Origin of the sequence: Variovorax sp. UMC13 (genome assembly GCF_014170375.1) — a bacterium.
Classification (GTDB): Bacteria; Pseudomonadota; Gammaproteobacteria; order Burkholderiales; family Burkholderiaceae_C; genus Variovorax.
This window is the reverse complement of sequence record NZ_LZZW01000019.1, coordinates 32973-46134: the sequence shown is the minus strand read 5'-3', so window position 1 is coordinate 46134 and position 13162 is coordinate 32973. Positions and strand designations below refer to the sequence as shown.

Sequence of the window (13162 nt, the reverse complement as noted above, 5' to 3'; positions counted from 1 at the left end):
GCCCGGCATGACTCCATGGCATGACGTCGGCGAGCCCGACGATTTTCCCGACGGCGCCTCGTGGCCCGTGCGCGTCGCCGACCGCGAGGTGGTGGTGTTCCGCCTCGGCGACGAACTGCACGCGCTGGCCGACCGCTGCACGCACGGCAACGCGCTGCTCTCGGAGGGCTACATCGAGGACGGCTGCGTCGAGTGCCCGCTGCACCAGGGAACCTTCGACATCCGCACCGGCGCGGCGCGCTGCGCACCCGCGACCGAGGCCGTGCAGACCTTCCCGGTGCGCGTGGTGGCCGGCCGCGTGGAGGTGCAGGCATGAGCCCGCGCTTCCGGCAGGCAAGCGCCGACGCACGCTGGACCGCGGCCTCCGCGGCCACGCTGCTCGCGCTCTGGTCGCTGGGCTCGTTCGCGCTGCCTGCGGCCGTGCTGCCCTCGCCCCTGCGCGTGCTGGCCGCGATGGGCGCGCTGGTGCAGACGAAGGCGCTGTGGACCGACACGGCGGTCACGCTGGGCCGCATCCTCATGGCCTTCGCGATCGGCATGAGCGCGGCACTCGCGCTCGGCACGGCCATGGCGCTGTCGCGCCGCGCCGGTGCCTTCTTCCGCGTCTGGATCGTGTGCGGCATCACGGTGCCGGCGATCGTCACGCTGCTCACGGTCTATATGGTGGTCGGCATGAACGAGCGCGGCGCGGTGCTGGGGGCGGCATTGACCGTGGTGCCCTTCCTCGCCATCAACATCCGCGAAGGGCTCAAGAGCATCGACCCGCGGCTGCTCAAGATGGCGCAGGTGTTCCGCGCCAGCCGCGCGCAGATCGCGCGCGCGGTCGTCGGGCCGCAGATCGCGCCCATGCTGCTGGCCTCGGCCCGCTTCGGGCTCGGGCTGGTCTGGAAGATGGTGCTGTTCGTCGAGCTGCTGGGGCGCGGCGACGGCGTGGGCTTTCGCATCGAGTACTACTTCCAGCTCTTCGACATGACGAACGTGCTGGCCTATGCGCTGTGCTTCGTGCTCGTGATGCTGGTGATCGAGGTCGGCGTGTTCGGCGTGCTCGAGCGCCGCATCTTCAGATGGCGGCGCGGTTGACGCCCGCCGCAAGGAACCCCATGGAACAGATCCAGATCTCCGGCCTGAGCAAGTCCTTCGATTCGGGCGGCGTGCGCCGCACGGTGCTGTCCGACGTCGACCTGCGCATCGCCGTGGGCGAGGTGGTGGGCCTGGTCGGGCCCTCGGGCTGCGGCAAGTCGACCCTGCTCAACATCGTGGCCGGGCTCGACCTTGCCCATACCGGCAGCGTGACGATCCAGGGCCGCCCGATCGGCGAGCAGCTGGGCGCGGGCTTCCGCGTGGCCTATGTGTTCCAGGAGCCGCGGCTGCTGCCCTGGTTCACCCTCACGCAGAACCTCGCCTTCGTGCTCGAGGCCGGCGGCTTCGCACGCAGCGAGTGGGCGGGCCGCATCGCGACCGTGCTCGAGGCGGTGAACCTGGCCGAGTTCCGCGACTTCTACCCGGCGCAGCTGTCTGGCGGCATGCAGCAGCGCGCCGCGATCGCGCGCGCCTTCTGCATCGACCCCGACATCCTGCTGCTGGACGAGCCCTTCAGCGCGCTCGACGAGCTCACCGCGCGCACGCTGCGCCAGAGCCTGCTGGCGCTGTGGGAACGCTTCCGCACCACCGTCGTCTTCGTGAGCCACAACGCCTACGAGGCGGCCTTCCTGGCCGACCGCATCCTGGTCATGGGACGCGGCGCCATCACGCAGGAGATCGACCTGCGCGGCACGCCCCGGCCCCGGTCCTACGACGACACGGCCGTGTTCGAGGCCAGCAAGCAGGTCATCCATTGCCTCGAGCGGCAAGCCGGCAAGGACGCGGCCGCGACCTCCCCTTCCCCCACCCCGAGAAAACCATGAACCGAAGCACCCTTCTCCGACTCTTTGCCGGTGGCCTGGCCGCCGCCCTGCTGGCCACCGCCGGCGCCCCTGCGCAAGCGCAGCCCACGGGCGACGGCGGCACCGTGAGGATCATGATCAACCCGGCCGGCACGATGGGCATCGGCCCGGCCGTGATCCAGAAATACGGCTTCGACAAGAAGCACGGCATCCACCTCGAAGTGGTGCCCTACTCCGACCAGAAATCGGCCACCGCGGCCATCCAGAGCGGCAGCGCCGAGATGGTGGTGTTCGACTGGCTGGCCACGGCCCGCCTGCGCGCCGCCGGCACGCCGGTGGTCAGCATCGCGCCCTTCCTCACCTATGTGAACAGCGTGGTGGTGGCCAAGGACTCGCCGCTCAAGACCCTGGCCGACCTCAAGGGCAAGCGCGTCGGCGTGGCTCACAAGACCGGCTTCGACTGGATCATCATGCAGGCCGCCGCGCAGAAGCTCTACAAGATGGACCTGGGCAAGGACGTCGAGGTGCGCGAAGGCGCGGTGCCGCTGCTGCGCGGCCTGATCGAGAAGGGCGACCTCGACGCGACGCAGATGTGGAACTCGCTCACGCCGGAGATGCTGGCGAGCGGCAGGTACCGCAGCATGGTCAGCATCCGCGAGCTCACGCAGCAGATGGGACTGCCCACCGTGCCCTTCCTGCTGTTCAGCATGCGCGAGGACTACGCCAGGCAGCACCCCGGCAATGCGCGCGCCTTCGTCGCCGCCTACCAGGACGCGGTGCAGGTGCTGATGAAGGACGAGGAGGTCTGGGTCGAGCACGGCGCGCGCCTCAAGCTCTCGCCCGAGTCGCTCGCCTTCTTCAAGACCCAGGTGCGTCGCGACCTGCTCAAGCAGTTCGCGCCCGACATGACCCCGGGGCTGGAAGCCACGCTGGAAGCCGTCTACGCCGTCGCGCCGGAAGTGGTGGTGCTGAAGACCCTGCCGCCGGGGCTGCTGAGCACGGCGTACCAGTGATGCGCTAGCGGTGGATCGCGCTCTGCGGCGGTTCACTGCCGCGCGCATGGGCCCGGTACATGCCCTCGGTGTTGAACGGCATGCTGAGCCGGCCCGTGGCATCGAGGGCGATCAGGCCGCCGCTGCCGCCCAGGCCGGTGAGGCTCTGCCGCACCACCGTCTCGGCCGCTTCGGCCAGGCCCACGCCCGCATAGCGCATGCGCGCGCTGACGTCGTAGGCCGCGGCGAGGCGGATGAAGGCCTCGCCGGTGCCGGTGCAGGACACCGCCGCGCCGCGGTCGTCGGCATAGGTGCCGGCGCCGATCAGCGGCGAATCGCCGATGCGGCCCACGCGCTTGTTGGTCATGCCGCCCGTGGAGGTCGCCGCCGCCAGGTGGCCGTGCACATCGAGCGCCACCGCGCCGACCGTGCCCAGCTTGCGGTCTTCGTCGAGCGGCGCGCCGTCGTGATCCAGCACCACGCGCTGGGCCGAGCGGGCGCGCTCCAGCTGTTCGCGCCGGAAGGCGGTCGAGAAGTAGGACGGGTCGACCGCTTCCATACCCCGCGCCAGCGCGAAGGCCTCGGCACCGGCGCCGGCCATCAGCACATGCTGGCCGTCGTCGCGTACCGCACGGGCCGCGCGCACCGGGTTGCGCAGCCGGCTCACGCCGGCCACCGCACCGGCCGACAGGTCGGCGCCGTCCATGACGGCCGCATCGAGTTCGTGCGTGGCGTCGGCAGTGAACACCGCGCCATGGCCGGCATTGAACAGCGGGCAGTCTTCGAGCAGGGCCACGGCGAGGCAGACCGCGTCGAGCGCGCTCGCGCCCTCGTGCAGCAGCGTCTGCGCGGCGCGCACGATGCCCTGCAGCGCGTCGTGGTAGCCGGCCGCGGCCGCCGCATCGAGAGCGGAGGCCTGCACGGTGCCGGCGCCGCCGTGGATGGCGATCACGGGTGTCGAGGACATGTTCATCGTTTTTTTCAAGGCGCGGTGGCCAGTTCCAGCTCGGTGAGCCAGATCATCGCCTGGCCGCGCGAATCGCCGCACATCTCGCGCGAGGGCTGCAGGCCGCCGCAGCAGGCGGGCCGCTCGGGCTGGCCGAAGATCGCACAGCGCTGGTCGGCCATCAGCTGCACGCAGCGCACGCCGGCGGGTTTGCCGTTCGGCATGCCGGGGATCGCGCTGCTGATCGAGGGGGCGGTGCAGCAGGCACCGCAGTCGGCCCGGCACTCCAGCGCGCTCAACCGGCTTCTTCCTGCAGGGCCTTGGCGTTGGCCACCTCGGTCTCGCGTGGCAGCGTGACCGCGTTCTTGACCGCGAGGATCTCGGCCATCACGCTGACCGCGATCTCGGGCGGGGTCTTGCTGCCGATGTAGATGCCGATCGGTCCGCGCAGGCGCGCCAGCGAGGCCGCGGTCTGGCCGAAATGTTCGACCATGCGCTCACGCCGCGCCTCGGCATTGCGGCGCGAGCCGATGGCGCCGACGTAGAAAGCCTCGCTGGCCAGCGCCTCGAGCAGCGCCAGGTCGTCGAGCTTGGGATCGTGGGTGAGCGCCACCACGCAGCTGCGGCGGTCGGGCCGGAAGGCCAGCACCGCGTCGTCGGGCATCTCGGTGGTGATCGCCACGCCGGGCACCGACCAGGCGCTGCGGTATTCGACGCGCGGGTCGCACAGCGTGACCGCGAAGCCGCTGAACTTGGCCATGGTCGACAGGTACTCGGCCAGCTGGCCCGCGCCGATCAGCAGCATGCGGTACTCGGGGCCGAAGGTGTTGGTGAGGGCCCGCTCGTCCACCTGCAGGGCGTCGGGCGCGGCCGATTCGGCCAGCCGCACGCTGCCGTCGGCCAGCGACACGCTGCGCTGCATCAGCTGGCCGCGTTCGAGCGCGGCCACCAGGGTGTCGAGCGAGGCGGCGTCGGGGTCGTACTCGAGCAGCAGCTCCAGCGTGCCGCCGCAGGGCAGGCCGAAGCGATGCGCCTCGTCGGCAGTGATGCCGTACTTGACCAGCGCAGGCGCACCTGCGGGCGGCATCGGCTCGGCCGCGCCGTGCAGCCGGCTGTAGCGCGCGATCAGGTCGTCCTCGATGCAGCCGCCCGAGACCGAGCCGACCACCGCGCCGTCCTCGGCCAGCGCCATGATCGAGCCCACCGGCCGTGGCGACGAGCCCCAGGTGCGCACCACGGTCGTGAGCAGCGCGCGCCGGCCGGCGCGGCGCCAGTCGCGCAGCGTGCGCAGCACCATGACGTCGAGGTTTTCCATGGCGGTCTCAGCTCGCGTCGGCGTCCTTCTTGCCGCCCAGCCCGATCTTCTGCATGAAGCCGGCCACCGCGCCCTTCTTCTCCTCGACCGCCGCGTCCGCTTCGGCCGGCGCCGGGCCGTAGCGGCGCTGCATCTCGGCGTCGAAGCGCTTAAAGAAGTCGTCGGCGGTGGACTTGGCGGCGCCGTCGATCAGGCGCTGGCCGAGCTGGGCGATCTTGCCGCCCACCTGGGCCTGCACCGTGTAGTCGAGCTCGCAGGCGCCGGCATCGTCGGCCACCGGCTTGAGCGTGACGCTCGAGGCGCCCTTGGCGAAACCGGCCACGCCACCCTGCCCTTCGAAGCTGAGCTTGTAGCCGTCGGGCGGCGCGATGTCGGTCAGCGTGACCTTGCCGGAGAACTTGGCCGACACCGGGCCGACCTTGACCGCGGCCGTGACGCTGTACTGGTCGTCGCCGGTCAGCTCGAACTTGTCGCAGCCGGGGATGCACTTCTTCAGCGTCTCCGGGTCGTTGAGCGCTTCCCACGCCTGTTGCTGCGTGACGCCGAGACGGCGGTTGCCGAGCATTTCCATGGTGTTCTTCCTTCTGTCGTGGGGCGATGCGCCGCTACCGGCCGGCGCGCATCAGCGTCGCCAGGCTCGTGGCCAGCTGACCGAGCGCGTTGAGATTGTGGACCGCCAGCATCGCGTCTGCATGGCGGTGCAGGATGGCCGCACCGCGCGCAAGGGGGGCATAGCCCTCGAAGCGCAGCAGGGGGTTGAGCCACAGCACGCGCCGGGCGTGCCGCTTGAGCCACAGCAGCTCGCTCTCCAGCACGGCCGGCTCGCCGGTGTCGAGCCCGTCGCTGATCACCAGCACCAGGGTGCGGCGCCCGGTGAGCCGCCGCGCGTGCCTGCGGCGCAGTTCGTGCAGCGAATCGCCCAGGCGCGTGCCGCCGGCGAAATCATCGATGGCGGCGCTGGCCGCGGCCAGCATCGCGTCGGCATCGGCGATGGCGAAGGCCGGCGTCAGGTCGGTCAGGCGGGTGCCGAAGGCGAACACGTCGCGCCGGCCCGCGCGGCGCGTGGCCGCGTGCAGGAAGGCCAGCAGCAGCCGCGCATAGCGTTCCATCGAGCCCGAGACGTCGATCAGCACCAGCAGTGGCAAGGGCTGCGCGCGGCGCGCCAGCCGCGGCAGGCGCAGCATCTCGCCGCCGGTGCGCGCCGCCTCGTGCAGCACGCCGGGCCAGTGCATGCACGCATGCGTACCGCCGCCGGCCACCACGCGCAGGCGGCGCGAGGGCAAGGTGGGCACGGGCAAGGCGATGTCGCGCGCCAGCCGTTCGACCAGCCGGTACTCGGCCGCGCCCAGCGCATTGAAATCGGCATGCTGCAGGCGCTGCAGGTCGCTGGCCGTCATGGCCGCGTCGAAGTCGACCTCGCGCTCGCTCTGCGCGGGTCGGTCGGCCTCGCGCGGCGCGGCCAGGGCCTCGCGCACCCGGGGGCGGCGCTTCGACGGCTCCATCTTGCCCTCGGCGCTGGGCAGCATCTGGGCCAGCATCTTGTTCGCCAGCTCAGGGTCGCGGAACCAGGCATCGAACAGTTCACGGAACACGCCGCGGTCCTGCTCGCGGCTGACCATCACGGCCTCCATCGCGGCGCAGAGGTCGTCGCGCGCATCGACGCCGACCAGTACCGCCGCCTGGGTGGCGAGCGCGATGCGCGACGCGTCGGTGGGCACGCCGGCCCGGCGCAGCGCGCGGCCGAAGCCGGCGATGTTGCCGGCCATCTTGCCGCGGCGCGCGTCGCCTAGCTGCTCCATCGCACGCTCCTGAACTTGGCCGGACGCAGAGGACGCAAAGGTTTCGCAGAAGACGCGAAAGAACAGCCAGAATTTTGGGTCCTCACTTCTGCGTTCTCTGCGGAATCTTTGCGCTTTCTGCGTCCGGTCTTCATGCCCCCGCCTCCTCGGGCCTCAGCAACTCGGCCGCCAGCGCCTGCGTCACCGCGGCCACGTCGTCGCGCTGCTTGAACAGGATGCCCGCGGTGTCGACCACCACTTCGGGGTCGAGCACCAGCGCATCGAGCGCGACCAGCGCGCGCGCCCACTCCACGCTCTCGGCGATGCCGGGTGCGCGCTGGAAGGCGTTGGCGAAAGGCGCGCTGCGCACCCGCCCGATGAAGTCCGCCACCTGGCGCGACAGCGCCTCGCCGGCCTCGGGCACCTGGGCGCGCACGATCGCGAGCTCGCGTTCGCGCTCGGGGTAGTCGAGCCAGTGGTAGAGGCAGCGGCGCTTGACCGCGTCGTTGAGCTCGCGCGTGCGGTTGCTGGTGAGGATGGTGACCGGCGGCACCACGGCCGCCACGGTGCCGAGCTCCGGAATGCTCACCTGGTACTCGCCCAGGTACTCGAGCAGGAAGGCCTCGAAGGGCTCGTCGGCGCGGTCGACCTCGTCGATCAGCAGCACCGCGCCGGGGGCAGGCGTCTGCAGCGCCTGCAGCAGGGGGCGGCGGATCAGGTAGCGCGGCTGGTAGACCTCGGATTCGATGTCGCTCGACGCGCCGTGGGCCTCGGCCGCGCGCATGTGCAGCAGCTGCGCCGCATAGTTCCATTCGTAGAGCGCCTCGCGCTGCTCCAGGCCGTCGTAGCACTGCAGGCGCAGCAGCTCGCGCTGCAGCGCGATCGACAGCGCCTTGGCCAGCTCGGTCTTGCCCACGCCCGGCTCGCCTTCCAGCAGCAGCGGGCGCTGCAGCTTGAGCGCGAGGAACACGGCCGTGGCAAGCCGGCGGTCGGCGAAATAGCCCGCGCCCTGGAGCGCGAGGGCGACGGCATCGATGCTGGAGAAGGTCATGGCCAAGGGTAGCGGATGCGGCGGGCTGACTTCCGGACGCAGAAATCGCAAAGAATCCGCAAAGGGCGCAGAAGCAACAACCCAAAAATGTCTTTGCGTCTTCTGCGAAACCTCGGCGCCCTCTGCGTCCGGCGATCCGTCTTCGAGTCCTCAGCCCAGCGCCTTCGCCACCGCCCGCTGCGTCAGCACCGTGATCAGGTTCGCCCGGTACGCCGCCGAGGCATGCAGGTCGCTGTTGAGGTCGCTCGCGTCGATCTTCACCGCGGCCACCGCCTCGGGCGTGAAGCGCTGGTTCAACGCATCCTCCAGCCCGGTGTGGCGGAACACGCCGTTGCCCGCGCCCGTGATGGCCACGCGCACGCCCGCGTCGTACTGCGCAAGGAACACGCCGACCAGCGGGAAATGCGAGGCCTTCTGGCGCAGCTTCTCGTAGTGCGCGCGCTTCGGGATCGGGAAGCGGATCGCGGTGATCAGTTCGCCCTCGGCCAGCGCGGTGGTGAACAGGCCCTGAAAGAAGTCGTCGGCCGCGATCTCGCGCTGGTCGGTGACGATGGTCGCGCCCGAGGCCAGCACGGCGCTGGGGTAGCAGGCCGCCGGGTCGTTGTTGGCGACCGAGCCGCCGATGGTGCCCATGGCGCGCACCTGGCGGTCGCCGATGCGCGAGGCCAGGTCGGCCAGCGCCGGGTAGGCGGCCTGGATCTCGGCGTGGTTCGCCACGTCGAGGTGGCGCGCCATGGCGCCGATCACGAAGGCGTCGCCTTCCTTCTTGATGGTCGCGAGTTCGGTGATGCCGCCGAGGTCGACCAGCTGTTCGGGCGCGGAGAGGCGCAGCTTCATGGAAGCCAGCAGGGTCTGGCCGCCGGCCAGCGGCTTGCCGCCGGCGGCTGCGAGCTTGGCGGCATCGGCCACGCTGGCCGGACGTTCGAGGGTGAAGGGGTACATGGAGGTCGCTCCTGGTTCAGACGGGCGGACGGCCCTGGGTGCTCGCGGCGAGCGACGGGGTCTGCGGCTGCTGGGTCGGCGTGGTGGCGCCCTTCTGCATCGCCTCCCACACGCGGTGGGGCGAGGCGGGCATGTCGAAGTCCTTGACGCCCAGCGGCGCCAGCGCGTCGAGCACCGCATTGATCACGGCCGGCGGCGAGCCGATGGCGCCGGCCTCGCCGCAGCCCTTGGAGCCGATCGGGTTGTGGGTGCAGGGCGTGCTCAGCGTGTCGAGCTTGAAGTTGGGGAAGTCCTGGGCCCGCGGCATCGCGTAGTCCATGAAGCTGCCGGTGAGCAGCTGCCCGGTCTCGTTGTCGTAGACGCAGTTTTCCATCAGCGCCTGGCCGATGCCCTGCACGATGCCGCCATGCACCTGGCCCTCGACGATCATCGGGTTGATGATGGTGCCGAAGTCGTCGACCGCGGTGAAGCGGTCGATGGTCACCTCGCCCGTGCCCTTGTCGATCTCGACCTCGCAGATGTAGGTGCCGGCCGGGTAGGTGAAGTTGGTCGGGTCGTAGAAGGCGGTCTCGTTGAGGCCGGGCTCAAGCTTGTCGAGCGGGTAGTTGTGCGGCACGTAGGCCGTGAGCGCCACCTGGCCGAAGGGGATTTTCTTGTCGGTGCCCTTGACCGTGAACTCGCCGTTGGCGAACTCGATGTCGGCGTCGCTGGCCTCCATCAAATGCGCCGCGATCTTCTTGGCCTTGGTCTCGATCTTGTCCAGCGCCTTCATGATCGCCGTGCCGCCCACCGACAGCGAACGCGAGCCGTAGGTGCCCATGCCGAAGGGCACGCGGCCGGTGTCGCCGTGCACGATGTCGACGTTCTCCACCGGGATGCCCAGGCGCGCCGCCACCAGCTGCGCGAAGGTGGTCTCGTGGCCCTGGCCGTGGCTGTGCGAGCCGGTGAACACCGTCACGCTGCCGGTCGGGTGCACGCGCACCTCGCCGGCTTCAAACAGGCCGGCGCGCGCGCCGAGCGCCCCCGCCACGTTCGACGGCGCCAGGCCGCAGGCCTCGATGTAGCTGGAATAGCCGACCCCGCGCAGCTTGCCCTTCTTTTCGCTCTCGGCCCGGCGCGCGGCCAGGCCCGAGACCTCGGCCAGTTCGTTCGCGCGGTTGAGCAAGGCCGGGAAATCGCCCGTGTCGTACTGCAGCGCGACCGGCGTCTGGTAGGGGAAGCTGCTGATGAAGTTGCGGCGCCGGATCTCGTCCTGCGCCAGGTTCATCTCCCAGGCGCAGCGCGACACCAGCCGCTCGAGCAGGTAGGTGGCCTCGGGCCGGCCCGCGCCGCGGTAGGCATCGACCGGCGCGGTGTTGGTGAACCAGGCGTCGACCTCGACATGGATCTGCGGCGTGGCGTACTGGCCGGCCAGCAGCGTGGCGTAGAGGATGGTCGGGATCGCGGTCGAGAAGGTCGACAGGTAAGCGCCCAGGTTGGCGTCGGTGTGCACCCGCATCGCGAGGAACTTGCCGTCCTTGTCCATCGCCATCTCGGCATGGCTCACGTGGTCGCGGCCGTGGGCGTCGGACAGGAAGCACTCCGAGCGCTCGCCGGTCCACTTGATGCTGCGGTTGAGCTGCTTGGCGGCCCAGGTCAGGCACACGTCCTCGGCGTAGAGGTAGATCTTGGAGCCGAAGCCGCCGCCCACGTCGGGCGCGATCACCCGCACCTTGTGCTCGGGCAGGCCCAGCACGAAGGCGGTCATGAGCAGGCGCTCGACGTGCGGGTTCTGGTTCGACACGTACAGCACGTACTCCTCGGTCGCCCGGCTGTAGTTGCCGATGGCCACGCGCGGCTCGATCGGGTTGGGGATCAGCCGGTTGTTGACCAGGTCGAGCTTGGTCACGTGCGCCGCGTTGGCGAAGGCCGCGTCGACGCCGGCCTTGTCGCCCAGCGTCCACTTGTAGCACTGGTTGTCGGGCGCCTCGTCGTGGATGGTCACGCCGCTCTGCTTCTTCGCCGCGTCGGCCACGCTCACCAGCGCGGTGTGCACGTCGTAGTCGACCACCACGGCCTCGGCCGCGTTCTTGGCCTGCTCGACCGTCTCGGCCACCACCATCGCGACGTGGTCGCCCACGTAGCGCACCTTCTTGATCGCGAGGATCGGATGCAGCGGCTCCTTCATCGGCGTGCCGTCGGGGTTGTTGATCAGCCAGCCGCAGGGCAGCCCGCCCATCTTGCCCTCGATGTCCTTGCCGCTGAAGATGCCGATCACGCCGGGCATCTTGAGCGCCTCGGCGGTGTCGACCGAGCGGATGGTGGCGTGCGCGTGCGGCGAGCGCACGAAGATCGCATGGCTCTGCGCGGCCATGGTCACGTCGTCGGTGTAGTTGCCGGCGCCGGTCAGGAAGCGATAGTCCTCCTTGCGGCGGACCGCCTCGCCGATGTGCGGCAGGTTGGCGAAATCGGATGCACCCATGGCCGGCTCCTCAGGCCGTGACGGGCTTGGCAGCCGCCGCGGTCATGTTCTTGCCGCCCAACTGCACGGCCTTGACGATGTTCTGGTAGCCGGTACAGCGGCACAGGTTGCCGTCGAGCAGCGCGCGGACCTCGGTCTCGCTCGCGTTCGGGTGGTAGGTGCACAGGTCGATGGCGCTCATCACCATGCCCGGGGTGCAGAAGCCGCACTGCAGGCCGTGGCACTCCTTGAAGGCCGCCTGCATCGGGTGCATGGTGCCGTCGGCCTCGGCCACGCCCTCGATGGTGGTGATCTCGGCGCCGGCCACCTGGGCCACCAGCACGTTGCAGGACTTGATCGCGCGGCCGTTCACGTGCACGGTGCAGGCGCCGCACTGGGCGGTGTCGCAGCCCACATGGGTGCCGGTCAGGTGCAGGTGCTCGCGGATCGCGTGCACGAGGAAGGTGTTGGGCGGGGCGTCGACCGTGGCCGCGCGGCCGTTGACGGTGAAAGATACCTGCATGTGGCTGTCTCCGTGGAAGGAATGGCTGGTTCGGCGAATGGCATCTTGGGCGCCGGAGGTGGCCACCATCCTAGGCAAAACCCTTGCCGCTTGCAGGTCGACCGCGAAATTCTCAAAATGGAACAGCGGGCCCCGGTCCGTCCTCCCACGCCACCGTTCCGCCTCACCCCAAGATGCTCACCACCCCCGCCCATTCCCCCCGCGACGGCAGCCGACTCCAGGCCATCGCCCAGGCGCGGCGGCAGTGCATCCATGGCGAGGATGTGGCCCTGGCCACGCCGGTCGAACCCTGGCTGCTGCGCTCCTGGCGGCGCTGCCTGGCGGCCGGCCACCGGCCGCAGCAGCGGCTGAGCTTCGAGCCGGTCGCGCGCACCGCCCAACGCGACGCCGACGAGCGCCACCAGGCGCTGCTGGGCGCGGCGCGCCCGGTGCTGGAGCGGCTTTCGCGCGCCATCGCCGACACGCGCTACTTCGCGCTGCTGACCGATGCCGACGGCCTGGTGATCGAGGTCGGCGCGCTGCCGGGCGGCAGCGACGACGCCGCAGGCCGCGCGCGCGACATCGGCCGCGTGGGCGTCGACCTGTCGGAGCGCGCCATCGGCACCTCGGCCATCGGCGCCGCGCTGGCCGAGCAGGTGCCGGTGTGGCTGCACCGCGCCGAACACTTCTTCGACGACACCGGCATCTACAGCTGCGCGGGCGCGCCGCTGTTCGGGCCGCAGGGCGACTGCATCGGCATGCTCGACCTGACCGGCGTGCACGCGGCCGAACGGCCCGAGCTCCGGCACCTGGCGGCCGGCTCGGCGCGCAGCATCGAGAACGCGCTGGTGCGCGCCCAGCCGCACGCGCTGCTGCTGCGCCTGAACTGGCCCGGCTGCGCCAGCGGCGACGACTCCGAAGGGCTGCTGGCGCTCGACGCCGATGCGCGCGTGCTGGCGGCCAACGCGGCGGCGCGGCAGATGCTGAACGCGCCGCTGCGCGCCGGCGCGGCACCGAGCGCCGACACGCTGTTCGCGCTGCCACCGGGGTTGCTGTGGGACGCCGCCCGGCGCGACGGCACGCTCGAGGTCCCGCTGTGGTCCGGCCTGCGCCTGCAAGCCTGGCCCGAACTGCCGACGCGCGGCGCGGCGCCCGCTCCCGCCCGCCCGCGGCTGCGCGACGTGGAAACGGCGCTGATCCGCAAGGCGGTCGAGGACGCCCGCGGCAACGTGGCCGAGGCCGCGCGCGCGCTGGGCATCAGCCGGGCGACGGTCTACCGCAAGCTGGCGGCGCGCGGGCGCTGAGCCGCGTCG

General features: G+C 70.9%; 14 protein-coding genes. 5 read left to right on the top strand and 9 right to left on the bottom strand.

The features are described 5' to 3' along the window. Positions 1–7: 7 nt before the first annotated feature. The 4 genes from A9977_RS17080 to A9977_RS17065 are packed head-to-tail and all read left to right on the top strand — an operon-like array spanning position 8 to position 2896. The gene (locus A9977_RS17080) at positions 8–316 is read left to right on the top strand and encodes a non-heme iron oxygenase ferredoxin subunit (RefSeq protein WP_183026068.1); all 309 of its coding nucleotides are present in this window, start codon (positions 8–10) and stop codon (positions 314–316) included. Then, positions 313–1080 carry an ABC transporter permease gene (locus A9977_RS17075; RefSeq protein ID WP_183026067.1) on the top strand — a complete coding sequence of 256 codons (768 nt, stop codon included), beginning with the start codon at positions 313–315 and terminating at the stop codon, positions 1078–1080. Before A9977_RS17080 ends, A9977_RS17075 begins: the two co-directional genes overlap by 4 nt. A 20-nt stretch (positions 1081–1100) precedes the next feature. Next, positions 1101–1904, top strand: a complete 804-nt coding sequence (locus A9977_RS17070) for an ABC transporter ATP-binding protein (RefSeq protein WP_183026066.1) — start codon at positions 1101–1103, stop codon at positions 1902–1904. Next, positions 1901–2896: an ABC transporter substrate-binding protein gene (locus A9977_RS17065; RefSeq protein WP_183026065.1), complete on the top strand. Its 996-nt coding sequence runs from the start codon at positions 1901–1903 to the stop codon at positions 2894–2896. Before A9977_RS17070 ends, A9977_RS17065 begins: the two co-directional genes overlap by 4 nt. Before the next feature lie 4 nt (positions 2897–2900). Here A9977_RS17065 and A9977_RS17060 read toward each other — a convergent pair whose 3' ends face one another. The 9 genes from A9977_RS17060 to A9977_RS17020 all read right to left on the bottom strand — a co-directional run bounded on the left by A9977_RS17060 (position 2901) and on the right by A9977_RS17020 (position 11870). Beyond that, entirely contained in the window at positions 2901–3842 is a 942-nt protein-coding gene (locus tag A9977_RS17060) for an isoaspartyl peptidase/L-asparaginase family protein (protein WP_259652013.1), read from the bottom strand. 14 nt (positions 3843–3856) lie between these two features. Further along, on the bottom strand, positions 3857–4120 hold the full coding sequence (locus A9977_RS17055) for a YkgJ family cysteine cluster protein (RefSeq protein WP_183026063.1): 264 nt from the start codon (positions 4118–4120) through the stop codon (positions 3857–3859). After that, a complete protein-coding gene (locus A9977_RS17050; RefSeq protein WP_183026062.1) occupies positions 4117–5136 on the bottom strand; it encodes an XdhC family protein in 1020 nt (339 codons plus the stop codon). The genes A9977_RS17055 and A9977_RS17050 overlap by 4 nt, the downstream gene beginning before the upstream one ends. Before the next feature lie 7 nt (positions 5137–5143). Next, positions 5144–5707 (bottom strand): CoxG family protein, encoded by a 564-nt coding sequence (locus A9977_RS17045; RefSeq protein WP_183026061.1) that lies wholly within the window; start codon positions 5705–5707, stop codon positions 5144–5146. A 34-nt stretch (positions 5708–5741) separates the two neighbouring features. Continuing rightward, a complete protein-coding gene (locus tag A9977_RS17040) occupies positions 5742–6935 on the bottom strand; it encodes a VWA domain-containing protein (RefSeq protein ID WP_183026060.1) in 1194 nt (397 codons plus the stop codon). Positions 6936–7065: 130 nt separating this feature from the next. Next, entirely contained in the window at positions 7066–7965 is a 900-nt protein-coding gene (locus tag A9977_RS17035) for a MoxR family ATPase (RefSeq protein WP_183026059.1), read from the bottom strand. A 150-nt stretch (positions 7966–8115) separates the two neighbouring features. Then, positions 8116–8907: a xanthine dehydrogenase family protein subunit M gene (locus tag A9977_RS17030; RefSeq protein ID WP_183026058.1), complete on the bottom strand. Its 792-nt coding sequence runs from the start codon at positions 8905–8907 to the stop codon at positions 8116–8118. Positions 8908–8923: 16 nt separating this feature from the next. Further along, on the bottom strand, positions 8924–11368 hold the full coding sequence (locus A9977_RS17025; RefSeq protein ID WP_183026057.1) for a xanthine dehydrogenase family protein molybdopterin-binding subunit: 2445 nt from the start codon (positions 11366–11368) through the stop codon (positions 8924–8926). Positions 11369–11378: 10 nt separating this feature from the next. Next, positions 11379–11870: a (2Fe-2S)-binding protein gene (locus A9977_RS17020; RefSeq protein WP_183026056.1), complete on the bottom strand. Its 492-nt coding sequence runs from the start codon at positions 11868–11870 to the stop codon at positions 11379–11381. Between the two features lie 173 nt (positions 11871–12043). Between A9977_RS17020 and A9977_RS17015 the strand changes: the two genes are divergently transcribed. Beyond that, complete coding sequence (locus tag A9977_RS17015) at positions 12044–13153, top strand: helix-turn-helix domain-containing protein (RefSeq protein ID WP_183026055.1); 1110 nt, start codon at positions 12044–12046, stop codon at positions 13151–13153. The last annotated feature ends 9 nt before the right edge of the window (positions 13154–13162 follow it).